This is a genomic window from Streptomyces sp. NBC_00572, from assembly GCF_026341815.1.
In the GTDB taxonomy this organism is placed as follows: Bacteria; Actinomycetota; Actinomycetes; order Streptomycetales; family Streptomycetaceae; genus Streptomyces.
The window spans coordinates 6,179,739-6,206,485 of record NZ_JAPENX010000001.1; the positions used below are offsets into that span (position 1 = coordinate 6,179,739).

Here is a 26,747-nt window from a genome sequence, read left to right on the forward strand (position 1 = left end):
AGACCTCGGCACGCGACCGGTACCGGATCGAGGGGGAGCTCGGGTGGATCTCGTGGAGAGCGGATCGGTGGGCGGGTTCTTCGCCCTGCGCACCACAGCGCCGGAGACCGGCGGGGCACACCGCCCGCTCGCGCGCCTGTACGCGGGCGACGACGGCCCCCTCCACGCGCGCGTGGACCGGGTCGCCACCCGGCTCGGCGCCCCCGAGCGGCGCGTCGGGGCCTCCGTCGCCCACCTCGGACTCGCGGCCCGGCTCTGGTCGACCGCACTCGGGCCCGCCGCCCTGCACGGCCGCTTCCCCGCCCTCGACCCCGCCGAGCTGTACTGGGACGGGGCACTGACCTCCCCCGACGACCTGTGGTGGGCCGGCTCCGAGACCCGCCTCGCGACCGTCGACGAGATCCGCGGGGCCGTCCAGGAGGCCCACCTCGTGCCGCTCCACGCGGCCCTGCGCCGCGACGGGAACATCTCCCCGCGCCTGCTCTGGGGCAACGCGGGCTCCGCCCTCGCCGGCGCGCTGCGCGAGCTGACCCGCTGGGCGCACGCCCATGGCCGCCCGGAGGTGGCCGAACGGGCCGCCGTCCTGGTCTCCGGACTCCTCGACCACCCCGACCTCGCCGGTACGGTCCGCGGCCCCCGGCTGCGCCGCGCCAGCTGCTGTCTCTACTACCGCTGCCCCGGCGCGGGACTGTGCGGCGACTGTGTCTTCGACCACGCCCCCCGAACGGGTTTGGAGGCGCGGCCCCCCGCTCCGTAAAGTTGCTGAGGTTGCCGTCTCTCAAGCCCACGGACGGTGACGGCCCACGAACGGCGACGAACGAGCGAACGAGGAACCCGAAGGCCATGACGGTGACCGAAGAAAACCAGGACTACGGGCCGGGTATCGACCCCGATCGCCTGGCCGTCTGCCTCGGCGTCCTCGACGAGCTCGACAAGCTGGACGTCGACCACCCGGACGCGATCCTCGTCCGGCGTGCCACGGCCGGGATCTACCGGACCGTGAAGCAGCGCCGCCGCCAGGAGCGCCGGGCGTCCAAGACCGCAAACGACAAGGCGGTCACGGAGGCCACGGCCACCGGCTCCGCGCAGCGCATCGACGACGAGACCGAGGGCATCCTGCCCTCCTCCGTCACCGAGGAAGGCCGGATCGCCGGGATACTCCAGCGCCCGCGCTCCTGCTACGTCTGCAAGACGCGGTTCGTCGAGGTCGACTACTTCTACCACCAGCTCTGCCAGGAGTGCGCGGCCGAGAACCGGGCCAAGCGCGAGGCCCGCGCCGACCTCACCGGCAAGCGCGCGCTGCTCACCGGCGGCCGGGCCAAGATCGGCATGTACATCGCGCTGCGACTGCTGCGCGACGGCGCCCACACGACCATCACGACCCGCTTCCCCAAGGACGCCATCCGCCGCTTCAAGGCGATGGAGGACTCCGGTGACTGGATGCACCGCCTTGAGGTCGTCGGCATCGACCTGCGCGACCCGGCGCAGGCCGTGGCCCTCGCCGACCAGATGGCCGAGGCCGGGTCGCTGGACATCCTCATCAACAACGCGACGCAGACCGTGCGCCGGCTGCCGTCCGCGTACGCCGCCCTGGTCGACGGCGAGAGCGCCGCGCTTCCGGCGGGCGAGCTGCCCGCCCACCACGTGATCGGCGCCTTCAACTCCGGCGCGGTCGGCGAGCTCGTCGGATCCTCCGAGCTTCCCGTCGGCGTGCGCGACCTGGAGGCCCAGCAGGTCGCCGACCTCGCGCTCGTCGCCGGCAACGCCACCATCGCCAAGCACCTCGACGGCACCGCCATCGACGCGGGCGGCCTGGTGCCGGACGTCGTCGACTCCAACACCTGGGTGCAGAGCATCGAGCAGATCTCCCCGGTGGAGCTGCTTGAGACCCAGCTGTGCAACTACACGGCGCCGTTCATCCTCATCAGCAAGCTGCGTCCGGTGATGGCCGAGGCGGCGAAGAAGGCGGCCAGCGGCCGCTCCTACGTCGTGAACGTCTCCGCGATGGAAGGCGTCTTCAGCCGTGGCTACAAGGGCGCGGGGCACCCGAACACCAACGCGGCCAAGGCCGCGATGAACATGGTGACCCGGACGAGCGGCGAGGAGATGTTCAAGACCGACGGCATCCTCATGACCTCGGTCGACACCGGCTGGATCACCGACGAGCGTCCGCACTTCGACAAGCTGCGCCTCGCCGAGGCCGGCTTCCACGCCCCGCTCGACCTGGTCGACGGCGCGGCCCGGGTCTACGACCCGATCGTGCGCGGCGAGGACGGAGTGGACCTCTACGGCTGCTTCCTGAAGGACTACGCCCAGGCCAACTGGTAGGAACCGATCCAAAGCGGCGAAAAAGCGGTTCCCGCAGTCCTGACAAGAGCGCCCCACCGGCCCGGTGGGGCGCTTTTCCGGCTCGATTCACCCGATCGCATCACACTTGGGAGCCCGGTAGAGCGCGGACGTGCTCATTTGGTTACTCTGATGCTCACGGTCGGCCACCGAGGAGACACACCGTCCTCACGGCCTTCCAGGGGCAGGCCTGCCACCAAGGCCGCGGTCCCGCCCGACGACCGGCGCCACCGCGACCGACCGGCACTTGTCCTACAGGTACGCGACACAGAGGAGTGCGCGGTGACATCCGAACTGACGAAGCAGGAACCGCGACCGGCCGAACCCAAGGACCGGCCGCGCAGGAACGGCGAGCTGGGGAGCCTCGAAGTGTGGGCCCACGCGGCCCCGATCCGGCTGGCGGGCTACGAGGACGACCTCGCCGAGCCCCACATCCTGCCCGGTATCGACTGATCCCTTGCTTCACCCCGGTGCCCCCGGCCGTCCGCGGCCGGGGGCACCGGTGCGTTCACGGCGCGTCCGGGCGTCACCGGGGGTCCTCCGCCGGTTCCCGCAGCCGGATCGGCGGCAGGTACTCCCGGAGCAGTGTCCGGTGCCACCAGGCCCCGGTCGCGCGGAGCTCGCGCCAGGTCGTGTACCGGTACCGGTAGAGCCGGGCGCGGACGAAGGCCGGCGGAGCCTCCGGGAAGGGGTTGTGGGCGAGTAGCCGCAGGGTGTCCCGGTCGCCGTCGAGAAGCCGCTCGACGAACGGACCGAACCAATCGCGCGCGTACCCGGGACTGAGCGCCGCGAACCACATCAGCCAGTCGAGCCGCAGATGGTACGGGGCGAACTGCCGGGGCAGCCGGCGCGGATCACCGGGCTTGCCCTTGAAGCCGTACTCCTTCCACACCGTGCCCGCGTGCGGCACCGGGTCGTCCGTGCCCTCGACGACGATCTCGTCCCTGATCCGGCCGACCGTGCCGAACGCCCCGTACGTGTTGACCAGGTGGAACGGGTCGTACGAGCGGTTCATCGCCTGGTTCCGGGAGAGCAGGTTGCGCACCGGGCGGTAGCTCCGTACGAGGACGAAGGCGGTCACGGCGACGACCACGACCACGTACCAGAGCGGCGGGTCCGGCCGGGCGTGCTCGCCGGTGACGGGGGAGGCGTCCACGACGGAGAGGGCGAGCACGATGGTGATCCAGTTCAGCCAGGCGAAGTTGCCGGACAGCACCAGCCACAGCTGGGTCGCGATCATCAGCCCGGCCGCGATCGTCGCCACCGGCTGCGGGGTGAACAGCAGGAACGGTACGAAGAGCTGGACCACGTGGTTGGCCGCCGCCTCCACCCGGTGCAGGGGGCGCGGGAGGTGGTGGAAGAACCAGCTCAGCGGGCCGGGCATCGGCTGGGTCTCGTGGTGGTGGTAGAGGCAGGTCAGATCGCGCCAGCAGGGGTCGCCGCGGATCTTGATGAGCCCGGCGCCGAACTCGACCCGGAAGAGCAGCCAGCGCAGCAGGAAGAGCACGAGGACGGGCGGACCGGTGTCGTCGTTGCCGAGGAAGACCGCCAGGAACCCGGTCTCCAGGAGCAGCGACTCCCAGCCGAAGGCGTACCAGGTCTGGCCCACGTTCACGATCGACAGGTACATCGCCCAGAGCAGCAGCCACAGCAGCATCGACACCGGCAGCGGTACGGCGTCCCCCGCGCCCGCCACGAGCGCGAGGGCGAGCGTGGCACCGGACCAGGCGACGGCCGCGAAGAGCCGGTCGGAATAGCGCCAGTGGAAGAGCGACGGGGTGTGCCGGGGCGCGGTCCTGCGCACGTACTCCGGTACGGGGAGCATGCCGCGCTCGCCGATCAGCGCCCGGAACTGGAGGGCTGCCGATAGGAACGCCACGCAGTACAGCCCGGCGAGGCCCCGCTGGAAGACGATCCGGCTCAGCCAGTGGTCGGGTGCGGTGAACCACTCCATCTCTTCCAGTATCGGCCCGCGGTCAGGTCCTGACGAGGCGCCGCAGGGTCCGGCCCAGGTGCTGCGCGTACGCCCGCTGGAAGAGGGGGATCACAGGGCCGCCGAGCCGGGTGTACCAGGCGGAGGGGCGGCTGAACGCGGTGACCGCGAACCGGACCGTGCCGTCGGGCTCCAGGTGGACGATGAAGGACTCCTCGCCGCACTCGGGGTGCCCGGTGAGCGTTCCGTACGCGAAGCCGATGCGGTCGTCCTCGTACGCCGTCCAGATCACCGTGCAGGGGGCGCCGAGCCGGAGCCGGCCGATGCCCGTCGAGATCTCGACGACCACGCCGGACGCGGCGCGGTCGGCGTCGGCGAGGAAGCGCGCCCCGGTGGCGCGGTGCATCCGCCAGGTGGTGACGGCCGCCCCGGCGGCCTCGAAGGCGGCGCGGCCGTGGCCGACGACCGCGCTGTGCCGGAGGTGGTGATAGCCCTCCGGGAGGGTTTCCGGGGTCCGGGTGGCGCCGACCTCGCGGTAGGTGAGGGCGGGGCGGGGGCGGTCGGGCCGGGACAGGCTGTTCATGAGGCGGGTCATGCCGGGAGCTCCGTTCGCGGGCGGGCCGGGAGGTGCGTCGGGGAGGTCGGGGAGGTCGGGAGGTCCGTCGGGGGTCGGTCGTACGGGAAGAGCGTCGTGATCCGGTCGTTCGGGAGCGTCGGCGGAGGAGCGGCCGGAGGCGTGCGGTCCTGCCGGACGCGGCGGTGGGCGAGCAGCGCGCAGACCGCGAAGCCGAGGGCGTTGCCCAGGCCGTGGGTCGCGGCCGTCCAGGTCAGGTCGAGGTGCGGAAGACCGGTCGCCTCGCCGAGCGCCCAGCTCAGGGCGAGCAGCATGGTGACGAAGAGGACCAGGGCCGAGACGGCGAGCAGTCCCCGGGTGAGCCGGTCGGCCGCCAGGATGCGGCGCTCGCGCAGGGTCAGGACCGCGACGGCCGTCATGCCGGCCGTCAGGACGACGGCCCCGGCGAGCTCGGCCCAGTCGTCGACGAAGTAGCCGAGCAGCACGAGCAGGGTGCCGGCCGGGACGCTGAGCGCGGCGAAGCGGGCGGTGGGGCCCTCGGAGACGCGGCAGAGGAGTCCGGCGACCAGGGCGGCGGCGAAGCCCGCGAAGTGGAAGTGCGGCACGGTCAGCGCCAGGATGTCCAGGTCGAAGCCGAAGAGCGGGTACGAGGCCCGTTCGGCGACGAGTGCGAGCCCGGCGACGGAGGGTGCGACCAGGGCGGTGAGCGCGGCGACCTCGCCCGGCCGGAGGGACCGGGTCAGGAACAGCCGGGCCGGGGCCTGGAGTGCGAGCGCGACCGTGGCCAGCGCGTAGACGGCGGCGAGCGCGGTCGAGAGACCCGAGCGGGGCAGCCACAGGGCGAGCGCGCCGGGGACGGCGAACAGGGGCCAGGCGCGCCGGAGCGGGTCCCACCCCGGTGGCCGGGGGCCGTCGAGGAGTGCCAGCCCCGTCGGGACCACCCAGAACATGCCGATCGTCACGACCGAGCCCACGAGGACCGACAGTGCGGTCATGCGCCACCACCCCCACTTGAACGTGTTCAATCAGCGACTCCGAGCGTAGGGCTTCTCTTGAACGTGTTCAAGTGTGGCGTGTCACCCCGGTCGGCCGCCCTTGGCTTGCGGGCCCCCGCCCACTGCGACAGACATGAAGGACTGGCCGGAACCGGGCGCCGTGGCCCGGGGGAGAGAAAGCGGGAGAACCAGGTGCGCTCAGCCCTCTGCCGGACGTGGCGGACCCCCACCGCTCCCACCACGACCCACCCGGTCGCCCCCCGCGTGACTCCGCGCGCCGCGGCCCGCTCCGCGCTCGCGACGCTCACCGTCTCCCTCCTGCTCACGGGGTGCACATCCGTCTGGGAAGGGTCCCGTGGCGGCTCCCAGCCCGCCGCCGCCGGGTCGGTGCAGGACGTCTTCCTCCAGCCCGTCGCCGCACAGGGCCCCGACCCCTTCACCGAGTCCACGGCCCGGACCACCCGGCAAGTCTTTTCCCCGGACCGCGACCAGGACCCCGGCGGCGAACAGGTCCGTGAGGTCACCGGCTCCACCCCCGGTCTCTACGGCGGCACGCGCGCGGAGGGCAGCTGTGACGTCGAGCGGCAGGTCTCCTTCCTCGCCGCCGACCAGGACAGGACACGCGCCTTCGCCGAGGCCTCCGGAATCCCCGAGACCAACGTCGGCGACTGGCTGCGCGGGCTGACCCCGGTCGTCCTGCGCGCCGACACCCGGGTCACCAACCACGGCTACCTCCAGGGCAGGGCCAACGGCTATCAGGCCGTCCTCCAGACCGGTACGGCGGTCCTCGTCGACCAGTACGGCTCCCCGCGCGTCCGCTGCGCCTGCGGCAACCCGCTCCGCACCCCCGCCGCGGTCCGGGACGGCGTCCACCAGGGCGAGCCCTGGGACGGCTTCGACCCCGACCGGGTGATCGTCGTCCGGCCGACCACCACCGTCGTCACCAGCCTGTTCATCGTGAACGCCGCCGACCGCAGCTGGATCGAACGGCGGACCGGCAGCGACGGCGGCGAGGACCGCAAGCCGGCCGTGGAGCCCGCCTGCGACCCGGACGAATGCGCCCTGACCGGCTCCGGCACGCCCGACCCGGCCACACCGGACGGCACCACGCCCGACCCGAGCGCCCCGGACCGCCGTACCTCCCCGGACGCCCCCTCCAGGGTGCCCGCCCCGGTCCCCCCGGCCCCGACGGACCCGCTGCCCGTGAGCCCCGACGCCTCCGGGACCGGCGGCACCGGCACCGACCGGACCCCGGCGGACCCCGACCCGTATCCCGTACCGGACGCGGAGCCGTACCCGGACCCCTACACCGATCCCTACGCGGACCCGTACGCCGAACCCCCGGGCGTGCCGGACGGCGAGCTGCCGCCCGGGGAGCTGTTCCCCGCCGAATCGGTCCCGGAGCAGCCCGAGACATTCGAGGGGTGAAACGGATCTTCATGGTGCGCACGGGCGGGGCTGCGCCTAGCGTGGCCCCATGAACGCGGGCAACGGGGGCGGGGAGGCGGGCGAGCGGTTCCGCCGTGCCCCGGAGGGACAGGGTGACGGGGCGCGGATCCTCGCCGATTTCGGCTCCGTCTTCCGGATGGGCGGCTTCGACTGGGATCTCGCCGCGGGGACGATGATCATGGACGAGGCGGCCCTCGGCGTCTTCGACATGGACCGCGCGGAGTACGACGACCGCCCCGAGTCGCTGGGCTCGCGGGTGTTGCCGGACGAGGGCCGCCGCCTCGACACGCTGGTCGCCCAGGCGCTCAAGGACGGCAGTGAGCAGTACGGCGCGTATTTCCGCATCCGCAGGCGCGACGGCAGCCACCAGTGGACCCATACCCAGGGACTCGTCCACCGCGACGACACCGGCCGCCCGGTGCGCATCGTCGGCGTCGTCCGCGACGCCACCCATGAACTGACCGAGTCCGCCGCCCGGCTCGGCCTCGACGAGGGGCGGCGCCGACGCGCCGGAGTCGTGGAGGGCACCACGGCCGCCCTCGCCTACGCGCGGACCGTGCAGGACGTCATCGACCTGCTCAACGACTCCCACGCGCTCGAACACTTCGGCGCCGCGAGTCTCGTCGTGGGCCTCCTCGACGCCGGCCGCATCCAGCTGGTCGCGGAGGGCCCCGAGGGCGCCTTCGTGCCGGGCACCCGTTTCACCCGGGTGGACGAGCCGTACCCGATGGGCGAGGTGATCCGCACGCTGCAGCCCCGGTTCATCGAGTCGGCCCGGGACTTCGCCGACTCCTTCCCGGTGCTCTGGCCGCACATCAGCGGACTCGGGATCACCGCCGCCGCCTATCTGCCGCTCATCGCCCAGGCCCGGCCCATCGGCGCGCTCGGGCTGCTCTACAGCGACAAGACCGGCTTCAGCGAGGACGAACGGACCCTGCTCGTCGCCCTCGGCAGCAGCATCGCCCAGAGCCTCCAGCGGGCCATGCTCTACGAGCAGGAGCACGACCTCGCCGAGGGGCTCCAGCAGGCGATGCTCCCGCGCCGGATCCCCGAGGTGCCCGGCGCCCAGACCGCCGTCCGCTACCGCTCCGCCCGCCTCGGCCGGGACATCGGCGGCGACTGGTACGACATCATCCCGCTGCCCGGCGGACGGGTCGGCGCCGTCATCGGAGACGTCCAGGGCCACGACACCCACGCGGCCGCCGTCATGGGCCAGCTGCGCATCGTGCTGCGCGCCTACGCCGCCGAGGGGCACACGCCCGCCACGGTGATGGCCCGCGCCTCCGTCTTCCTGCACGAACTCGACACCGAACGCTTCGCCACCTGCACGTACGCGGAGGTCGACCTCGGCACCGGAGTCGTCCAGGTGGTGCGTGCCGGCCATGTCGACCCGCTGATCCGGGAGAAGGACGGTCGCTGCCGCAGGGTCCCGGTGGAGGGCGGGCTGCCGCTCGGGCTCTCCGCCGAGTTCGGTCGGCTCGACTACCCGGTGACCACCCTGGAGCTGGACCCCGGCCAGACCCTGATGCTCTACACGGACGGGCTGGTGGAGAAGCCCGGTTCCGACCTCGACGAGGGTCTGCAATGGCTGTCCGGGCTCGTCCGGCGCGGCCCCGCCGACCTCCAGGAGCTCGCCGACCACCTGTGCGACGTGGTCGCCGACCGGGGTGGCGAGGACGACGTCGCGATCCTGCTCCTGCGCCGCCAGAGCGCGTCCGCCGCCCATGGCGCCGGGCGGTTCCAGCAGCACGTGGCCCAGAGCGACCCCGAGGCGCTGAGCTCGGCCCGGCACATGATCAGGGCCGCCGTCCGGGCCTGGGGAGCCGAGGAGAGCGCGGACGAGATCGAGCTGGTCGCCGACGAACTGATGACCAACGCGCTGATGCACACCGACGGCGGGGCGATCGTGACCCTGCGGATCCTCGGCGGGGCCGAGAAGCGGCTCCGGGTCGAGGTCGAGGACCGGTCCAGCGCCCTGCCCAGGCGCCGCGAGGCGGGCGAGGCGGGCGTGTCCGGGCGGGGGCTGCTGCTCGTCGACCAGATCTCCGACGTGTGGGGCGTGGAGCCGCGGGGGAGCGGCAAGTGCGTGTGGTGTGAGTTCACTGTGGAGAACTGAGCGCGCCACATGGGTGCGGGACCGTTCACCGTGGAGAACTGAGCGCGACACACGGGTGTGGGACCGTTCACCGAAGAGCGCGCTTGTTAACTGAGCGTGAACTGATCATACTTGACCGTAACTGTCGGTACGCGATTGACTGCGTTCACCCGGCTCTTCGTGCAGGACGTGAGGACACCCGTGAGCAGCGAGCTACTGGCACCCCTGGACCTGGCCTTCTGGCACCTCGAATCCCCCGCGCACCCCCTGCACCTCGGGGCACTCGCCCACTTCGGCCCCGTACCCACGGGCGGAGACCACGACGGCGGCCACGAGGTCCCGGACATCCTCGACCTGCTCGCCCGCCGCGCCGCCGCCGTTCCCCGGCTCCGTATGCGCGTCCGCGACGTCCTGCTGCCCGTCGGCGGCGCCGCCTGGAGCGCCGACCCGGACTTCGACGTACGCGACCACGTCCACGAGATCACCCTCCCCGGCGCAGACTTCCCCGCCGAGGCCGCCCGCCTCGCCGCCGAACTCATGGAGCGGCCCGTCGCCCGGGGCCTCCCGCCCTGGGAGATGTACCTGTTCAGCGGCGCCCCCGACGGCTCCTTCGCCGTCCTCGTCAAACTCCACCACGCCCTCGCCGACGGCATGCGGGCGGTCGCCATCGGCGCCGGCATCTTCGACGAGATCGCCGCCGGCCGCCGCCTCGCGGACCGGAGCGCCGCAGGACGTCCCCGGCCGGTGCCCCCGCGCTCCTGGCTCCCCGGCCCCGGACGGCTGCTCGGCATGGCCCGCGACCGGCTCGGCGACCTCGGCCGGGCCGTCGAGGTCGGCGCCTCCGTCGTCCGCGCCAGCCGTCTCGACGGACGCCCCACCGCCGCACTCGCCGCCGAGTCCAGCGGGACCCGCCGGATCGCCACCGCCTCCCTGCCCCTCGACCGCGTCCACCGGATCCGCCGCACCACGGGCGGTACCGCCAACGACGTCCTCCTCGCCGTCGTCGCCGGGGCCCTCCGCCGCTGGTTCGACGGACGAGGGCTGCCCCTCCCCGGAGCCGACCCCCGGGCCCTCGTCCCCGTCTCCCGGCGCCGCCCCGGCGGTCCTGCCGGTCCCGGCAACAGCCTCTCCGGCTACCTCCTCGACCTGCCCGTCACCGAGTCCGACCCGGCCGCCCGGCTCGCCGCCGTCCGGACCGCCATGGACCGCAACAAGGCGGCCGGCCCCCTCAGGGGTGCCGGGGCCGTCGCCCTCCTCGCCGACCAACTGCCCCCGCTCGCGCACCGCTTCGGCGCCCCCTTCGCCGCCGGTGCCGCCAGGCTGCTCTTCGACCTCCTGGTCACCCAGGTGCCGCTTCCCCGCTCCGCGCTCTCGCTCGGCGGCGCCCCGCTGCGCGCACTCTTCCCCATGGCCCCGCTCGCCTGCGGCCAGTCCCTCGCCGTCGCCATGTCCCCGTACGGCGGCCACGTCCACATCGGCCTCGTCGCCGACGGCGAGGCCGTCCCCGACGTCGACGCGCTGGCGGCCGCCCTGACGGCCGAACTCGACCTGCTGGACCCGCCGGACACGCCGTAGGGCGTGTGTCTCAGGCCGTACACGTGGTGCCGGGGCGGACCTTCGCGAGACCGATCAGGTACTCCTCGACCTTCTTGTCGACGCAGGGGTTGCGGCCGTAGCCGGTGTGGCCGGGGGCATCGAACGAGAGCAGCATGCCGCCGGGGAACTGGCGCGCCAGGGCCACCGCCTCCCCGTACGGTGTCGCCGGGTCGCCCGCCGTACCCACGACGAGGACCGGCGGAACGCCCGCGGCCCTCACCCGGTGCGGACGCTGGGGACCGGCGGGCCAGTCCTTGCAGACCAGCTCGTTCGTCACGGCGGTCGTGCCGTGCACGCCCGCGGCCTTCTCGGCGGGGGCGAGCGCGTCCCAGTAGGCCTGGGCGTCGCGCGGGTGGGGGACGTCGAGGCAGTTGATCGCGATGAGGGCGGCCTCGCTGTTGTCCTCGGGCACGGTGACGGAGGGCTCGGTCTCGTCGTCGGGCCCGTTGGCCTCGGTCTTGTCGGTGTCGGCGTCGGCCTCGGCCCCGGTCCTGTCGTCGTCGGCCTCGGCGGGGCCGGTCCCGGTGGGTTCGGACTCTTCGGCTTCGGCGTCGGTGCCCGCCTCACCGTCCCCCGGCTGCTCCTCTCCCGTCGCGAGGGCCGCCAGCTTCGTCCCGTTCCCCGCGTCCGCCGCGCTCAGCGCCTCGGACAGGGCTTCCCACTGGGCTTCCGGCGTGTACATGGACAGGCCGAGCGCGGAGACCACGGCCGCGGCGTCGAGACCGGATTCGGAGTCGTCGACCGGCAGCGGCTCGCGCTGCGTCCGCTCGACGAGGCGGTCGATCAGCGCGCGTATCTCCTCGGGCGTCTCGCCGGGACAGGCGTCACCGACGGCGTCGGCGCAGGTCTCGGCGTAATCCTCCACCGCCTTCCGGAATCCGGTGGCCTGGCCCAGCATCCGCTGCCGCCAGTCGAGCGACGGATCGACCGCCCCGTCCAGGACCATCGCCCGTACACGGCGCGGGAACTGCTCGGCGTACGACGTGCCCAGGCTCGTGCCGTACGACCAGCCGACGTACGTCAGCCGCCGTTCGCCGAGCGCGGACCGCAGCACGTCCAGGTCCCGGGCGGCGTCGTCCGTGCCGACGTGCGCGAGCAGCGGACCGCCGGCCTTCCGGCAGTCGGCGGCCGTCGCCCGTGCCGCGGCGAGGGCGTCGGCGCGCTCGGCGTCGGTGCGGGGGTGGAGGGGTACGGCGGCCGGGGCGTCCGTCGAGTCCTCGGCCGGGGTCTCCGAGGGTCCCGACGGGGTGCAGGTCAGGGCCGGCCTGCTCTCCCCGACGCCGCGCGGGTCGAAGGACACGACGTCGAACCGCTCGCGCACGTCCCGGCCGATGGCGTCGGCACCGCCGTCCTTGATGAGCCGCACACCGCGCTCGCCCGGGCCCCCCGGGTTGAGGACGACCGACCCGACGCGCTTGCCCGGGACCGCGGTGACCGCCTTCGCGACCGGCAGCACGAAGGTCTTGCCGTCGGCCGGGCGGGAGTAGTCCATCGGAACGGTGAGCGAGGCGCACCTGTGGTCGCCGCAGGGCTTCCAGGCGAGCTTCTGGGCGTAGAAGCGCCGCAGGTCGGGGCGGTCGGCGGGGTCGGCCGGCCCGGCCGACGACCCCGGTCGACCGCCGTCCGGGCCGGACCCGACGCTGCAGGCGGCGAGGGACGTGGCGCCGAGCACGGCGAGAGCGAGAGCCAGGGCCCGACGGCGTCGGGTGGGGGCGGTGATCACGAGGTACTCCCATGGATGGACGGTCCAGGGAAGGATCACGCGCGGATGCTGAGGATTTCCTGAGGACCGGCTCGGCCCGGCTGCTCGGTCGGCCCGGCTACTGGCTCGCTTCGGCTGCTCGGTCGGCCCGCGCCAATCGGTTCAGCTCGCCTGCCCGGTTCAGTCCGGTGTCGGCAACGTCAGTACGAACCTGGCGCCGCCCGCTTCCCCCGGCCCCGCCGTGAGCGTGCCCCCGTGCGCGTGCGCCACCCAGGACGCGATCGACAGACCCAGGCCGGTCGATCCGGATCCGCTGCGGAAGCGTTCGAACAGGGCGTTCGCGACCTCCGGTGGCAGTCCCGGACCCGCGTCCTCGACCGTCAGCGTGCCGTCCCGGGTCACCGTGATCCGTACGTCCGCCGGAACACCCGGCGCGTGGCCGTGCGTGAGCGCGTTGCCCAGCAGGTTCCCGACGGCCCGGCGTACGAGATCGGGGTCGGCGACCACGACCGTGTCCTCGGCCTCCACCCGGACGCGATGTCCCTCCGCGGGCGCCTCGTCGACGACCGCCTCCACCAACTGGTCCAGACGCAGCGGCTGACGCGTCACCGTGGCCGTACCGGACATGAGGCGGGCCCGGGTGAGCAGCCCGTCGACCAGTCGGCCCATGCCTTCCGCCAGGCGCAGCGTGCGCCGGTGCACGTCCGTGCTGTCCGTCTCGCCGCGCAGCGCCGTCTCCGCGAGGGTCCGGAGCGAGGCCGCCGGGGTCCGCAGATCGTGCGCCGCGTCCGCGAGGAACGCCTCCTGCTGACCGAGCACCGTGAGCGCCGGCCGGACCGCCCGCCCCGACAGGACGTGCCCGACCGCCGCCGAGAGCAGGACGAGGACCGCGCAGCCGCCGGTCACCACCCACACCAACCGTCGGTGGTCGTCCCGCTGTGCCCTCGCGTCGGTGAGGGTCACCAGGACGCCCTGCGGTCCCTCACCCTCCGCGGCTTCCGGCGGATAGAAGGGCAGCGCGAACACGCGCACCGGTTCACCGTTCGTCGTGCGCCGGTCGAAGCCCCGCGCCTCCCCGTCCCGCGCCGCCGCCCGCCCGGCCTCCAGGACCACGTCGGGACTCACCGTCAGGCACGGCGCGGCGGGCGCGTGCTGGACGGTCAGGCCGCCGGTGTCGCCGGGGCCGGTGGGGCTAGTGGGGTCGGTGGGATCGCTCCCGCCCTCCGCGGTCACGAGGAGCACGGTCAGCGGCGGGCAGTCGGTGTTCATCGTGTCCGCCAGGACGTCCGTGGCCAGCAGACCGTTCTCGTCGGTCTCCAGGAGACCGAGGGCCCAGCTGGTGTCCACGTCCATCGAGTGGTCGAGCTGCTCACGCCAGCGGGCGCTGTCGCTGCGCACCGCGAGCGCGGCCATCGCGATCAGCCCCACGGCGCTGGTCAGCGCGAACAACAGGCTGATCCGGCGGCGCAGCCGCAGTACCCGCGCCGTCGGCGTGAGCGAGGACGAGGCGGAGGACGACCGGCGGAGGAACGCGGGCCTCACCGCGTGCCGTCGGGCGCGAGCCGGTAGCCGACCCCGCGCACGGTGTGGATCAGCGGCGGATCCCCGAGCTTGCGGCGGAGCTGGGAGACCAGCACCTCCAGGACGTTGGACTGCGGCTCGGCCATCTCGTCCCAGCAGCTCTCGATCAGCTCGGCGCGCGGGACCGCCTGGTCGACGCGGGCCGCGAGGACCTCAAGGACCGCGAACTCCCTGGTGGTGAGCGTGAGAAGCACCCCGGCCCGGCGGACGAGCCGGCGGGCGGTGTCGATCTCCAGGTCGCCGACGCGGTGCACGGGGGGACGGACGACGGCCGAGCGCCGGCACAGGCTCCGCACCCGGGCGACCAGCTCGGGCACGGCGAACGGCTTCACCAGATAGTCGTCACCGCCGCTCGCGAAGCCCTCCACCCGGTCCGCCACCGTGTCCCGCGCGGTCAGGAAGAGAACGGGCACGTCGCGGCCGTCGCGCCGCAGCCCCTCGACGTAGGCGGCGGCGTCCCCGGACGGCAGCATCCGGTCGAAGACCGCGCAGTCGTACGCGGTCACGAACAGGGCCTCGTCGGCCCGGGGCAGGTCGGCCGCCTCGTCGACGGCGAGCCCCGCGGCCCGCAGAGCGGCGGCCACCCCGAACCGGAGGTCTTCGTCGTCCTCGACGAGCAGTACGCGCACGTCACCCACCCTAGGGGGTGCCTTGCCGGTCATGCCGTGCTCGCGACGCCTGGCACCGCGCCTCGCCGCGTTGTCGTCGGTCGGCACGTAGGTCGTGTCAGGAAGGTCCCGCCCGGCCCGCGCCACCCGGCACGATCCGGGCGTCGCCGATCGGGCGGCGATCGCGACGTCCCGCGCGCGGCCCCGACACCCGTGCGGCAGGGTGGAACCATGCCCGAACTCCCCGAGGTGGAAGCGCTCCGCGCCTTCCTGGACACACACCTGGTGGGCAAGGAGATCGCCCGCGTGCTGCCCGTCGCGATCAGCGTCCTCAAGACGTACGACCCGCCCTTGAACGCCGTCGAGGGCGCCGAGGTCACCGCGGTCGGGCGGCACGGGAAGTTCCTCGACCTCACCGTCACGGGACCGGCCGGCGAGCTCCACCTCCTGTTCCATCTCGCCCGCGCGGGCTGGCTGCGCTGGCAGGACCCGCTGCCCTCCGGACCGCCCAAGCCCGGCAAGGGCCCGCTGGCGCTGCGGACCGCGCTCACCGGCGGCGACGGCTTCGACCTCACCGAAGCGGGCACCACCAAGCGCCTCGCCGTGTACGTGGTGCACGACCCGCAGGAGGTGCCGGGCGTCGCGCGCCTCGGACCCGACCCGCTCGGAGAGGACTTCGGCCCCGAGGAGTTCGCCGCGCTGCTCTCCGGCGAGCGGCGCCAGATCAAGGGCGCCCTGCGCGACCAGAGCCTCATCGCCGGCATCGGCAACGCGTACAGCGACGAGATCCTCCACGCCGCGAAGATGTCCCCCTTCAAACCCACCCAGAACCTCACCCCGGAGGAGACCGCCGCCCTCTACACGGCGATGCGGACCACCCTCCACGAGGCCGTCGACCGCTCCCACGGCCTCGCCGCCGGCAGACTCAAGGCCGAGAAGAAGAGCGGCCTGCGCGTCCACGGCCGCACCGGCGAACCCTGCCCCGTGTGCGGGGACACCATCCGTGAGGTCTCCTTCAGCGACTCCTCCCTCCAGTACTGCCCCACCTGCCAGACCGGTGGCAAACCGCTCGCCGACCGCCGCCTGTCGAAGCTCCTCAAGTAGGCCCCGGGGCTTCTCGACCAGGCCCTGGGGCCGCCCGTTACACTCCGCCGCATGCTGCGCGTACTGGCCGTCGACGACGAGGAACCCGCCCTCGGGGAGCTGCTCTACCTGCTGCGCGCCGACCCCCGCGTCCGCTCCGCCGAGGGCGCCGGCGACGCCAACGCCGCCCTCCGCAGGATCGGGCGCGCCCTGGAGACCGGGCCGGACGGCGACGACGCGATCGACGTCGTCTTCCTCGACATCCACATGCCCGGTCTCACCGGACTCGACGTGGCCCGGCTGCTCGCCGGCTTCGCCCGCCCGCCGCTCGTCGTCTTCGTCACCGCCCACGAGGGCTTCGCACTCCAGGCCTTCGACCTGAAGGCGGTCGACTACGTCCTGAAGCCGGTCCGCCGCGAGCGCCTCGCCGAGGCCGTCCGACGCGTCCACGACCTGGTGCACGCGACCGCCGCCCCCGCCCCGGCCGCGCCCACCGCGCCCGCCGTGCCCGAGCAGGTCCCCGTCGAGCTGGGCGGGATCACGCGGTTCGTCTCCGTCGACGACATCGCGTACGTGGAGGCGCACGGCGACTACGCCCGTCTGCACACCGACCACGGCAGCCATCTCGTCCGCATCCCGCTCTCCACCCTTGAAGAGCGGTGGGCCGCGCGCGGCTTCGTCCGCATCCACCGCAGCCATCTCGTCGCCCTCGCCCGGATCGCCGAGCTCCGCCTCGACGGCGGCGCCATGTCGGTACGGGTCGGCGACACCGACCTGGCGGTCAGCCGGCGCCACGCCCGCCACCTGCGGGACCTGCTGATGCGGCGGGCCGGGGGCTGACCGAACCCGTTCCGTCCACCCCTACCGCAGGTGCTCCCACCTGCGTAGACTCCACGCGTCCCGGGCCCGAGGGCCGCCACTTCCGACGGAGGCGGACGCCGATGTCCGAGCAGCACCCTCTCCCGCCCTCCGGTCGAGGGGACCCTCAGCGCAGACCACGCCGCGAGACCGTCACGTACGCCTCCGCCCACGGCGACGGGACCGTGCCGGGCCCCGCGCGGCGGCGCCCCGTGCACCCGCCGGCCCGCTCGGAGATCGACGAGCAGACCACCCTCGGCCACACCTACGTCCGCTCCCTGATGCGCAGCCAGCTGCGGGCCGCCCTCACCGCCCTCGGTGCGCTCGCCCTGCTCGTCGGCTCGCTGCCGCTGCTCCTCGCCCTGCCCGCCCCCGAGATCTACGTCTGGGTCGTCCTCGGCGTCGGCGTGTACCCCGTCGTCTGGGGCATCGCCCACTGGTATGTGCGGCGCGCCGAACGCAACGAGCGCGACTTCACCGGCCTCGTCGAACGGTGAACCGCCCCGCATGAACGACCGCCGCACGAACGGCCACCGCACGAGCGTCGTCCGTCCGCCCGCCCGCCGCACCGACGCGCCCCACCCGGCCGTCGCGTGAACCAGACCTACGCCGTCGCGGCCGTCACCGCCGTCGTCCTCGCCACCGTCCTCATCGGCGCCCTCGGCCTGCGCATCTCCCGTACGACCTCCGACTTCTACGTCGCCTCGCGCACCGTCCGGCCCGGCCTCAACGCGGCCGCGATCAGCGGCGAGTACCTCTCCGCCGCCTCCTTCCTCGGTATCGCCGGACTCGTCCTCGTCCAGGGCCCCGCCATGCTCTGGTACCCGGTCGGCTACACCGCCGGCTACCTCGTCCTGCTCGTCCTCGTCGCCGCCCCGCTGCGCCGCTCGGGGGCGTACACCCTCTCCGACTTCGCCGAGGCCCGCCTCGAATCCCCGGGGGCCCGCCGACTCGCCAGCCTCTTCGTCGTCGGCATCGGCTGGCTCTATCTGCTGCCGCAGCTCCAGGGCGCCGGGCTCACCCTGGAGATCCTCACCGGCGCCCCCGACTGGGTCGGCGGGCTGCTCGTCGCCCTCGTCGTCACGGGGACGGTCGCCGCGGGAGGGATGCGCAGCATCACCTTCGTGCAGGCCTTCCAGTACTGGCTGAAACTCACGGCCCTGCTCGTCCCCGTCCTCTTCCTGCTCGCCGCCTGGTACGGGGACGGGGCGCCCAGGGCCCGTTTCGACGCCCCCGCCGTCCTGCGCGGGCACACCGTCGTCAAGGTCGCCGACACGGTACGGATCGGGCTCGACGATCCGCTCACCCTCACCGTCACCGGCAGCGTCGACTCGGTCCCGTACGAGCAGCGGACCGTGACCCTCGCACCCGGCACCCATCACGTCCTCGGCGGCACCACGCTCGCCTTCGCTCCGGGAGCGGAACTGCCCGGGAGGGTCGCCAGCGGCACGGACCCTCCCCCAGCCTCCGGCTGGGGGGACCCCCATCTCGCTCCGCTCGGCTGGTCCCAGCCGCTCGCCGGGGGCCGCGACGGGCACCAGCTGTACGCCACGTACGGACTGATCCTCGCCACCTTCCTCGGCACCATGGGCCTGCCGCACGTCGCCGTCCGCTTCTACACCAGCCCGCACGGCCGCGCCGCCCGCCGCACCACCCTCGTCGTCCTCGGACTGGTCGGTTCCTTCTACCTGTTGCCGCCGTTGTACGGCGCCCTCGGCCGGATCTACGCCCCCGAGCTCGCCCTCACCGGCTCCGCCGACGCCGCCGTGCTCGTACTGCCCGACCGGATCCTGGGCGGACTGCTCGGCGAGCTCCTCGGGGCGGTTCTCGCGGGCGGAGCCTTCGCCGCCTTCCTCTCCACCGCCTCGGGGCTCACCATGTCCGTCGCCGGAGTCCTCACCCAGGACGTGCTGCCCTCCCGGGGCGTACGGCACTTCCGTCTGGCGACCCTGCTCGCCACCGCCGTACCGCTCGCGGTGGGGGTGTTCGCCTCGAAGGTCCCGGTCGCCGACGCCGTCGGCCTCGCCTTCGCCGTCTCCGCCTCCTCCTTCTGCCCGCTGCTCGTCCTCGGCATCTGGTGGCGTCGGCTCACCCCGCCCGGTGCCATGGCCGGGCTGCTGCTCGGCGGCGGCTCCGCCCTCGCGGCCGTGATGGCGACCCGGGCCGGGCTCGCCCCCGAGGGGTGGCCGCACACCCTGATGGCCTGGCCGGCGGTCTGGTCGGTCCCGCTCGGCTTCCTCACCATGGTCCTCGTCTCGCTGGCCACACCCCGCCGGGTCCCGCCCGGCACCCCTGCCCTCCTCGCCCGCCTCCATCTGCCCGAGGAGATCACCGGCACCGTCTCCGCTCCCGCCCAGGAGGTCCGCCGATGAGCGGCATCGCGCTCGCCGCCGCGGCCGCCGCCGGGGCCGTGCTGCTCGCCGCGGGCTTCGTCCTGGGGCGGTTCGCCGCCCGGCGCGGGGGCCGCACCGCCGATCCCGACCTCGGCACGCCCGTCGAGCGGGCCACCTTCCACACCCTGCACACCGCCTCCCTGGCGGCCCCGCCGCTGCGTGCCGGACTCACCGAGGAGACCGCCCGCAGGGCGGCCGGCACCCTTCGCTCGTTGCTCGGCACGGAGGCGCTCTGCCTCACCGACCGGGGTGCCGTCCTCGCCTGGGACGGACCGGGCGAGGACCATCACCGCGCGCACGCCCCGGAGCAGGTCGCCGAGACCCTGGAGACCGGCCGCAGCCGGTCCGCGCACACCGGCTGCGCCGACCCCGTGTGCCCGCTGCGCTGGGCGGTGATCGCCCCGCTGACCGGTGAGGACGGGGTCCTCGGCGCGCTCGTCGCCTACGGTTCGCGGGAGTCGGCCGTCCTGGTGCGGGCCGCGACCGAGGTGGCCCGCTGGGCCTCCGTGCAGCTGGAGCTCGCCGAGCTCGACCGCTCGCGCACACGGATCGTGGAGGCCGAGATCCGCGCCCTGCGGGCCCAGATCTCCCCGCACTTCATCTTCAACTCGCTCGCCGCCATCGCCTCGTTCGTCCGCACCGACCCGGAGCAGGCGCGTGAACTCCTCCTGGAATTCGCCGATTTCACCCGCTACTCGTTCCGCAAGCACGGTGAGTTCGCCCAGCTCGCCGACGAACTGCGCTCCATCGAGCAGTACTTGGCGCTCGCGGGCGCGCGCTTCGGGGACAGGCTGAAGGTGAGGCTGCAGATCGCCCCCGAGGTGCTGCCGGTCACCCTGCCCTTCCTCTGTCTCCAACCCCTCGTGGAGAACGCCGTGAAGCACGGTCTGGAGGACCGGGAGCGGGGCTGCCGCGTCACGATCGCGGCCCGCGACGCGGGCGCGGAGGCCGTGGTGACCGTCGAGGACGACGGCATCGGCATGGACCCGGAGCTGCTGCGCGCGGTCCTGCGCGGCGAGCACCCCGCCGGCTCCGGCATCGGTCTCTCCAACGTGGACGAGCGGCTGCGTCAGGTGTACGGGGCGGAGTACGGGCTCGTCATCGAGACCGGGGTCGGTGCGGGGATGAAGGTGACGGTACGCATCCCCAAGTACCGGCAGGGAGTGCACCGTTCGCCGCCGTGAACCGGTGACGCCGCCGTCCTGACCCCGCTCAGCGCAGATGCAGCGAGAGATGGGCGAGCGGCAGGCCCAGCTTCCAGGCCGGCAGCCAGATCCGCTCCTCCTCGTCGACCGGGCAGCCGGGGTCGTCGCCCGTCCGGCCGTCGAGGTCGGCGGCGAGCACCCAGGTGTCCCGCAGGTGCCGCCAGGCGGTCTCCGCGAGCGCCAGGTCGGGGCTGTCGCCGCCGTCCGTGCGCCGCGCGGCGAGCCGCTCCTCGACCCAGGGCGGCCAGGGCCGGTCGTACGCCGTGTGGTGCAGCCAGTCGTCGATCCGGCCGACCGGCCGGCCGGCCGCCGCTCCGTCCGGCTCCTCCGAGAGGTGGACGGTGAGGGCGAGCGCCTGGAGGCCCGCCCGGTACTCCAGTGAGCCGGGCGCCACGAGTGCGGCGGCCCGCAGCACCTCGTCGGCCAGGTACTCGGCGCACAGCCAGGCCATCGGGACGGCGAGTCCGCCGCCACTCGTGCCGCCGGCGCCGTTCGTGCTCTCGGGGCGCAACGCTCCCACCTTCTCCCGGACATCGGGGACCCGGACGTGTGGGACCCGGGGAGAGCCTCCTCCGTGAAGGGCGCCCGCGTGTCCCGCTTTGCTCAACTCGCCCATGTGGTTTCGGATACGTTTCCCGGCCGGATCGGTGCCGGTGGGATTCCTGATGACACGGGAGGCGTACGAGGTGGGGGAGGCGTCTCGGGCAGGGGCGACCGGTCGTCGCGGCGGCTCACCCGAGGAGCGCGTACACCGCGGTCGCGTGGGCCGCGGTCTCCTCCGTGCCCTCGGCCGTCATGGTGATGTCGGCGAAGGCCATCCGCTTTCCCGCCTTGGTGAGCCGGGCACGCACGAGGACGTCGGCGCCGACGACCGCCCGCTGGAAGCTGATCGACTGCTGGACGGTGGTCATCGGCACGAAGCCGCCCCGGGCCGCGGCGACCGCGATCACCGTCGCCGTGTCGGCGGCGGCCATCAGGGCCTGGCCGGAGAGGCCGCCGCCCTCCCGGGCGAGCCGGTCCGACCACGGGAGCCGGAGCACGGCCTCGTGGCCGTCGACCGAGGCGACGGTGAGTCCCAGATCGAGCACCCAGGGCGCGAAGTTGTCGGAGAGGATCTTTTCGGCGGCGGCGAGTGTCAGCGTCACGGCGTCATTGTGGGGCCGCGACGCGGGACCGGGCAACGGCCGGCCGCCCGGTGGCCGTGCGGTGCGGCCGGTAGCCGGGCAGTGAGCGGCCCAGCTGCCGCAGCGCGTAATGCGAGCGGGACTTGACCGTCCCGGCGGGGATGCCGAGTTCGACGGCGGCCTCGTTGACGGTCAGACCGTGGAAGTAGAGCCGGACGAGCACCGCGCGGTGCTCGGGGCTCAGCTCGCGGACGGCCGCCCGTACGTCGAGCGCGGCCTCGGCCGAGGCGGTGGCGTCGGCCGGGTCGGGCGTCACCGCGAGGACGCCGTCCCCGATTTCGGCGGGCCGGGCGAGGCGCGAGCGGCGGGCGTCGATGGCGAGCCGGCGGGCCACGGTGAAGAGCCAGGGGCGCATCGACTCGTAGGGGCCGTCGAAGGCCTCGGGGTGGAGCCAGGCGCGTACCAGGGTCTCCTGGGCGAGGTCCTCGGCCCGCTGGCGGTCCCCGTAGGTGAGCCCGAGCAGGAAGGAGAGGAGAGCGGGGCCGTGGTCCCGCTGCAGCTCCTCAAGGGTCCGTTCGTCGGTGGTCGCCGTTGTCATGCTCCCCGCCTCTCTGCGGCTCGTCGTCCGGGGCGTATCGGAACGCATCCGGACGGCGAGGGACAGGGAACGGACATCGGTCTGCGACGAACGGTCGCACCGAGCGGCGAATGGTACGGCGAGCGGTCACGGAGCGGTCTACCGGAGGCACTGCGTCCGTTTCAGCGGGGTTCATGAGGCTCTGCGGCCTTGACCCTTGACTGCGGCTTTCCCGCGAGATCAATTCGTGTGAACAGATGTTCATCCCACGAATCGGGCGGAGTGCCGTACATGACCTCACGCACCAGACCCGCGGGAGCGGCGGCGCTCGCCGCCGTCCTGCTCGCGGTGGCGACCGGCTGCACCGACGGGAGCGGCCCGACCGGCGGAGCGCCCACCCCCGAGGCCACGTCCGGTCGGCCGGGGTCCGCACTGCCCGCCGCCCCGTCCGCCGCCCCCGGCGGCGCCTCCGCGCCCGCCGGTTTCACCCTCGTCGCCTCCGGAGACGTCCTCCCGCACGACTCGATCATCCGCCGCGCGGCCCAGGACTCGGGCGGCGACGGCTACGACTTCACGCCCATGTTCTCCGGGGCGAAGTCCGTCGTCTCCACGGCCGACCTGGCCATCTGCCACATGGAGACCGTGTACGGCAGGGACGGCGGGCCCTACACCGGCTATCCCGCCTTCAAGTCGCCGCCCGAGGTCGCCGCGGCGCTCAAGGCCACCGGTTACGACTCCTGCTCCACCGCCTCCAACCACACCCTCGACGACGGCGCCGAGGGCCTCGGCCGCACCCTCGACGCCCTGGACCGGGCCGGTGTCCGCCACGCCGGGTCGGCCCGTACGGCGGAGGAGGCCGCGAAGCCCACCCTGCTCACGGCGGGCGGCGCCACCGTGGCCCAGCTGGCCTACACGTACGACACCAACGGCTATCCGATGCCCGAGGGGCAGCCCTGGGCCGTGCGGACGCTCGACGAGCGGAAGGTGATCGCCGACGCCCGTGCCGCCCGCGCGGCCGGCGCCGACGTCGTGGTGATCAGCGTCCACTGGGGCAGCGAGTGGCAGACCGACCCCGACGAGCGGCAGCTCACGCTCGGCCGGGCGCTCACCGCCTCGCGGAGCGGCGGCCGCCCCGACATCGACCTGATCCTCGGCACCCATGCCCACGTCCCGCAGGCGTACGAGAAGGTCAACGGCACCTGGATCGTCTACGGGATGGGGGACCAGATCGCCGGAGACATGATCAACCACGAAGGTGCCTACGACCCCCGCGGCAACCAGGGCAGCATCGGCCGCTTCACCTTCGGGCCGCCCCGCGCCCCCGGCGGGCGATGGGAGGTCACCAAGGCCGAGTTCATCCCCCAGTGGTTCGACACCGCGCGCGGTCGGGTCGTCAACCTCGGCGCCGCCGACGGCTCCGACCCGCGCCATGCCGACATCCGCGACACGATCCGCCAGGTGGTGCTCAGCCGCGGCGCCGACCGGGACGGTCTGGTGATGGGCAAGTAGTCCGTCCCCCACCGGGAGGGCCGGTCACGGTACGACGGTGACCGGCCAGCGGCCCGCCTTCACGAGCCGGACCGCCACCGAGCCCACGAACCGGTGGCCGGCCGACTCGGAGGCGCCCACCACCACGGCGTCGGCCGTCAGCTCCTCCGCGGCCTGGACCAGACCCGCGTAGGCGTCGCCCCGGAAGGTGTGGAACTCCCACCGAATCCGCCAGAGGTCCTTCACCCGCTCGGCCGACGTGCGGATCTCCTCGACCAGCTCCCGGGCGATCTCCTCGGTGGTCCCCGCCGTCGGCGCGCCCATGGCGGCGCCCGCGGTGATCAGCGGCTGTACGTACACGAGTGCCAGCAGCGCGTTCTGGCGCCGGGCGAGCCCTGCCGCGTACGCCGCCGCGCGCAGCGAGGAGTCGGAGCCGTCGACTCCCGCCATGATCACCTTCGGACCGTCGGTACCGCGTTCGAACCGACCGGGCTGCTGTTCGCTCACCCTTGGAGGCTATCGGCCCATCGGGTGCTTTCGGACAGGGGGCCGGTGTCGATGAGCTGCGCGGGCCCTCATCCGTATGAACCATTGGTCATGAAAAAGGATCAGATGCCCAACGGGCGCCGGACGGTGCTGCGGCTCGCCGCCGCCCTCGGGGCCACCGCCACCGTCGGCGCCATCGCGGCGGACCGGTTCGCGCCGTCTGAAGGGGCCTCCGGAGCCGCCGCACCTCCGGCCCCGCCCGGGCGGGGAGGTGTCGGAGCGGGCCCGGCCGCCGGCCCGCAGGCCCAGGCCGCCCGGCTGCGGCCCACCTCGTACCGGCTCCAGCCGATGACCGCGTACGCGCCTCCGGCCTTCCGGCACGCGGTCCCGCCGGTGCGGCAGCGGCCCTTCCTCAGCATGTCCGGCGTCGGCCGCTCGATGGTGCTGAGCTTCGACGACGGCCCGGACCCCCGCTACACCCCGGGCATCCTGGAGACCCTGCGCCACTACGACTGCCGCGCCATGTTCTTCGTCTGCGGCGAGATGGCGGTCGAGAACCCGGACCTGCTGCGGGAGATGGCCGACGACGGTCATGTCGTCGGCAACCACTCCTGGTCCCATCCGCTCATCCCGAAGCTGCGGCCCTCCCGGATCCGCGACGAGCTCGGATCCACCAGCGAGGTCGTCGAACGGACCCTCGGCACGGCCCCGCTCTGGTACCGCGCGCCCTACGGGGCCTGGAACCGGCACTCCTTCGAGATCGGGGCCGCACTCGGCATGGAGCCGCTCGCCTGGACCGTCGACACCCTGGACTGGAAGGAACCCGCCGCCGCCGGCGCCATCGTCCGCCGGGTCCTCGGCGGCGCCGCCCCCGGCGCCGTCGTCCTCTCCCACGACGCCGGCGGCAACCGCGCCCAGACCGTGACCGCGCTCCGCCGCTATCTGCCCGAACTCCTCGACTCCGGCTACCACATCACCGTGCCCCGGCGCTGACCGTGCCACGGCGAAGAGCCCCGGCACCTCAGGTGCCGGGGCTCTTCGCCGTGGCGCGGTCAGCGAGAGCCGACCATGCGCGCGTACACGACGACGTTCCCGTCGTACCCACGCGCGCGCGTGTAGCCGCCGCCGCAGGTGATGACCCGCAGTTCGGGCTCACCGGTGTCGGCGTACACCTGCACGCCCGGGAAGTTGTCCTTCGAGTACACCTCGAGCCCGTAGATCTCGAAGACCGCGACCCGGCCGTCGTAGCGCTCGACCTCGATGTGCTGGCCCTTCTCCAGGGAGCCCAGGCCGTAGAAGACCGCGGGGCCCTGCGCGTTGTCGACATGACCGACGACGACCGCGGTGCCGCGCTGGCCGGGGGAGATGCCGTTCTGGTACCAGCCGGCGAGGTTGGTGTCCTGGGGCGGCGGGGCCGCCACCCAGCCGTCCGGGTCGAGGCCCACGTCCATGATCGGGGCCGCGACCTGGATCGCGGGGATCTTGATGCGGGAGGCGGGGGCGAAGGGCAGCGGCTCCAGCCCCTCGGTCGCCGCGTCCTGCGGCGGCGCGACGGGGCGCGCCACCGGACGGGCCGCCGCGGCGGGCTGCGGGGGCCCCAGCGCGACGTCCACTCCGTTGCGCATCATCGCGATCCCGGACAGCATGGCGAGGGCCAGGACGCCCCAGGGTTGGCGTCTCCTACGCTCGAAGACGCGGAAGTCCTTCGGGGGCATGGTTCTCCCTTCGTGGCGTCGTCAGAACGGTAAGGGCGACCTGACGGACCGTCGCGCCGGGCGGTGCGAACGGGTGGGGGCCGCCGCCGGACGGGTGTCGGAGCGCGGGTACGGGGGTGCGCCCCGTCCCCTGCCCCCGGGGCAGCGGGGAGCGCGCCCGGTGAGGCGGGCTGCCGACAGGTGGGTGACACGGGGCTGACCCATCCGAGTAATCGTCAGATAAGCGGCCCAGTCGGCTCTGACCTGCGGTTCTTCCTCCTCCAAGGGTCCGATTCCGGGCGTGTCGCCTCACCGGGGTGGACCAGTGCCGAAATGCACAGCTGGCCATGACTTGTGATGGTTCGTCATGGAAGGCGTACTCGTCGAAACTCCCGGAGCACCGCTTTGGGGCGTCTTCCACTGGAGGTTCAACCATGCGTGCTGCACGCACTCTGGCGGTGACCGCCACCGCGATCGCGGCGGTCGGCCTTGCGGCCCCCCTCGCCGCCGCCACCTACGGTCCGGGCAATGTGCTCAGCGGTGGCTCGAACAACACCCCGAGCAACGTCACCGTCAGCCCCTTCGAGGTCCACCCCGGGTCGACGCTCACCATCACCGCCAGGGGCTGCAACCGTGGTGGCACGGTCACGTCCAACGCCTTCCCGGACGCCACCCTCTCGGGCGGCAACGGCGTTTCCACCGCCGTCGCCCGCGTCTACAACAACGCCACTCCCGGCAACTACAACCTGGCCGTCAGGTGCAACGGCGGCTCCAACGTGGTCACGGAGCCGTTCCGGGTCCTCCCGGGCCGCGGCGCCCAGGGCGGCCTCGGCGGCTCGCTGGCCCCCAGCTCTACGGAGATGGCCGTCGGCGGCAGCCTGGTCGCCGCCGCCGCGCTCGGCGGCGGGCTCTTCATCGTCCGCCGTCGCCGTATGACCGGTGCGGGGGTCTGACCGGTCG

At 73.6% G+C, this 26,747-nt stretch carries 25 protein-coding genes; 14 read left to right on the forward strand and 11 right to left on the reverse strand.

Going from position 1 to position 26,747, the window contains the following annotated elements; translation table 11 throughout:
* The first annotated feature begins 43 nt into the window (after positions 1–43).
* From OG514_RS28150 to OG514_RS28160, 3 genes are all read left to right on the forward strand, one after another.
* The gene (locus OG514_RS28150; protein WP_266899543.1) at positions 44–757 is read left to right on the forward strand and encodes a (2Fe-2S)-binding protein; all 714 of its coding nucleotides are present in this window, start codon (positions 44–46) and stop codon (positions 755–757) included.
* 86 nt (positions 758–843) lie between these two features.
* A complete protein-coding gene (locus OG514_RS28155; RefSeq protein ID WP_266899545.1) occupies positions 844–2,328 on the forward strand; it encodes an SDR family NAD(P)-dependent oxidoreductase in 1,485 nt (494 codons plus the stop codon).
* A 300-nt stretch (positions 2,329–2,628) separates the two neighbouring features.
* Entirely contained in the window at positions 2,629–2,799 is a 171-nt protein-coding gene (locus tag OG514_RS28160; protein WP_266899547.1) for a hypothetical protein, read from the forward strand.
* 73 nt (positions 2,800–2,872) lie between these two features.
* On the opposite strand, the gene OG514_RS28165 is transcribed toward OG514_RS28160, so the two are convergent.
* From OG514_RS28165 to OG514_RS28175, 3 genes are read right to left on the reverse strand one after another with little or no spacing between them, the layout of a single operon-like run.
* Positions 2,873–4,300, reverse strand: coding sequence for a lipase maturation factor family protein (locus OG514_RS28165; RefSeq protein WP_266899549.1), 1,428 nt, complete (start codon positions 4,298–4,300; stop codon positions 2,873–2,875).
* 22 nt (positions 4,301–4,322) lie between these two features.
* Positions 4,323–4,874: a DUF1990 family protein gene (locus OG514_RS28170; RefSeq protein WP_266899551.1), complete on the reverse strand. Its 552-nt coding sequence runs from the start codon at positions 4,872–4,874 to the stop codon at positions 4,323–4,325.
* Entirely contained in the window at positions 4,871–5,839 is a 969-nt protein-coding gene (locus OG514_RS28175) for a YndJ family protein (RefSeq protein ID WP_266900989.1), read from the reverse strand. The genes OG514_RS28170 and OG514_RS28175 overlap by 4 nt, the downstream gene beginning before the upstream one ends.
* Before the next feature lie 201 nt (positions 5,840–6,040).
* Here OG514_RS28175 and OG514_RS28180 point away from each other — a divergent pair, with 201 nt between their 5' ends.
* The 3 genes from OG514_RS28180 to OG514_RS28190 all read left to right on the forward strand — a co-directional run bounded on the left by OG514_RS28180 (position 6,041) and on the right by OG514_RS28190 (position 10,967).
* On the forward strand, positions 6,041–7,276 hold the full coding sequence (locus OG514_RS28180) for a DUF6777 domain-containing protein (RefSeq protein WP_266899553.1): 1,236 nt from the start codon (positions 6,041–6,043) through the stop codon (positions 7,274–7,276).
* Between the two features lie 157 nt (positions 7,277–7,433).
* On the forward strand, positions 7,434–9,413 hold the full coding sequence (locus OG514_RS28185; protein ID WP_266900990.1) for a SpoIIE family protein phosphatase: 1,980 nt from the start codon (positions 7,434–7,436) through the stop codon (positions 9,411–9,413).
* A gap of 180 nt (positions 9,414–9,593) precedes the next feature.
* A complete protein-coding gene (locus tag OG514_RS28190; protein ID WP_266899555.1) occupies positions 9,594–10,967 on the forward strand; it encodes a wax ester/triacylglycerol synthase family O-acyltransferase in 1,374 nt (457 codons plus the stop codon).
* A 10-nt stretch (positions 10,968–10,977) separates the two neighbouring features.
* Here the strand turns inward: OG514_RS28190 and OG514_RS28195 are convergent, their stop codons facing one another.
* The 3 genes from OG514_RS28195 to OG514_RS28205 form a co-directional block, all read right to left on the reverse strand.
* Positions 10,978–12,750 (reverse strand): alpha/beta hydrolase, encoded by a 1,773-nt coding sequence (locus tag OG514_RS28195; RefSeq protein ID WP_266899557.1) that lies wholly within the window; start codon positions 12,748–12,750, stop codon positions 10,978–10,980.
* Positions 12,751–12,870: 120 nt separating this feature from the next.
* Positions 12,871–14,232, reverse strand: a complete 1,362-nt coding sequence (locus OG514_RS28200) for a sensor histidine kinase KdpD (protein ID WP_266899559.1) — start codon at positions 14,230–14,232, stop codon at positions 12,871–12,873.
* Complete coding sequence (locus OG514_RS28205; protein ID WP_266899561.1) at positions 14,229–14,900, reverse strand: response regulator transcription factor; 672 nt, start codon at positions 14,898–14,900, stop codon at positions 14,229–14,231. Before OG514_RS28205 ends, OG514_RS28200 begins: the two co-directional genes overlap by 4 nt.
* A 210-nt stretch (positions 14,901–15,110) precedes the next feature.
* Between OG514_RS28205 and OG514_RS28210 the strand changes: the two genes are divergently transcribed.
* The 5 genes from OG514_RS28210 to OG514_RS28230 all read left to right on the forward strand — a co-directional run bounded on the left by OG514_RS28210 (position 15,111) and on the right by OG514_RS28230 (position 20,397).
* Positions 15,111–15,983: an Fpg/Nei family DNA glycosylase gene (locus OG514_RS28210; protein ID WP_266899563.1), complete on the forward strand. Its 873-nt coding sequence runs from the start codon at positions 15,111–15,113 to the stop codon at positions 15,981–15,983.
* Positions 15,984–16,034: 51 nt separating this feature from the next.
* The gene (locus tag OG514_RS28215) at positions 16,035–16,802 is read left to right on the forward strand and encodes a LytTR family DNA-binding domain-containing protein (protein ID WP_266899565.1); all 768 of its coding nucleotides are present in this window, start codon (positions 16,035–16,037) and stop codon (positions 16,800–16,802) included.
* 101 nt (positions 16,803–16,903) lie between these two features.
* Complete coding sequence (locus OG514_RS28220; RefSeq protein WP_266899567.1) at positions 16,904–17,317, forward strand: hypothetical protein; 414 nt, start codon at positions 16,904–16,906, stop codon at positions 17,315–17,317.
* A gap of 96 nt (positions 17,318–17,413) precedes the next feature.
* Positions 17,414–19,192, forward strand: coding sequence for a cation acetate symporter (locus OG514_RS28225; protein WP_266899569.1), 1,779 nt, complete (start codon positions 17,414–17,416; stop codon positions 19,190–19,192).
* Positions 19,189–20,397 (forward strand): histidine kinase, encoded by a 1,209-nt coding sequence (locus OG514_RS28230; protein ID WP_266899571.1) that lies wholly within the window; start codon positions 19,189–19,191, stop codon positions 20,395–20,397. The genes OG514_RS28225 and OG514_RS28230 overlap by 4 nt, the downstream gene beginning before the upstream one ends.
* Positions 20,398–20,425: 28 nt before the next feature.
* Here OG514_RS28230 and OG514_RS28235 read toward each other — a convergent pair whose 3' ends face one another.
* From OG514_RS28235 to OG514_RS28245, 3 genes are all read right to left on the reverse strand, one after another.
* Positions 20,426–20,929 carry a hypothetical protein gene (locus tag OG514_RS28235; RefSeq protein WP_266899573.1) on the reverse strand — a complete coding sequence of 168 codons (504 nt, stop codon included), beginning with the start codon at positions 20,927–20,929 and terminating at the stop codon, positions 20,426–20,428.
* 220 nt (positions 20,930–21,149) lie between these two features.
* Positions 21,150–21,563 (reverse strand): PaaI family thioesterase, encoded by a 414-nt coding sequence (locus OG514_RS28240; protein WP_266899575.1) that lies wholly within the window; start codon positions 21,561–21,563, stop codon positions 21,150–21,152.
* Positions 21,564–21,567: 4 nt separating this feature from the next.
* Positions 21,568–22,140 carry a sigma-70 family RNA polymerase sigma factor gene (locus OG514_RS28245; RefSeq protein ID WP_266899577.1) on the reverse strand — a complete coding sequence of 191 codons (573 nt, stop codon included), beginning with the start codon at positions 22,138–22,140 and terminating at the stop codon, positions 21,568–21,570.
* A 270-nt stretch (positions 22,141–22,410) separates the two neighbouring features.
* Here OG514_RS28245 and OG514_RS28250 point away from each other — a divergent pair, with 270 nt between their 5' ends.
* Positions 22,411–23,628, forward strand: a complete 1,218-nt coding sequence (locus OG514_RS28250; protein ID WP_266899579.1) for a CapA family protein — start codon at positions 22,411–22,413, stop codon at positions 23,626–23,628.
* Between the two features lie 24 nt (positions 23,629–23,652).
* On the opposite strand, the gene OG514_RS28255 is transcribed toward OG514_RS28250, so the two are convergent.
* On the reverse strand, positions 23,653–24,114 hold the full coding sequence (locus OG514_RS28255; RefSeq protein ID WP_266899581.1) for a universal stress protein: 462 nt from the start codon (positions 24,112–24,114) through the stop codon (positions 23,653–23,655).
* Positions 24,115–24,219: 105 nt separating this feature from the next.
* Between OG514_RS28255 and OG514_RS28260 the strand changes: the two genes are divergently transcribed.
* Entirely contained in the window at positions 24,220–25,086 is an 867-nt protein-coding gene (locus OG514_RS28260) for a polysaccharide deacetylase family protein (protein ID WP_266899583.1), read from the forward strand.
* 59 nt (positions 25,087–25,145) lie between these two features.
* Here OG514_RS28260 and OG514_RS28265 read toward each other — a convergent pair whose 3' ends face one another.
* Complete coding sequence (locus OG514_RS28265) at positions 25,146–25,808, reverse strand: class F sortase (protein ID WP_266899585.1); 663 nt, start codon at positions 25,806–25,808, stop codon at positions 25,146–25,148.
* Between the two features lie 413 nt (positions 25,809–26,221).
* On the opposite strand from OG514_RS28265, the gene OG514_RS28270 reads away from it, so the two are divergent.
* Positions 26,222–26,740, forward strand: coding sequence for a hypothetical protein (locus OG514_RS28270; protein ID WP_266899587.1), 519 nt, complete (start codon positions 26,222–26,224; stop codon positions 26,738–26,740).
* Positions 26,741–26,747: the final 7 nt, after the last annotated feature.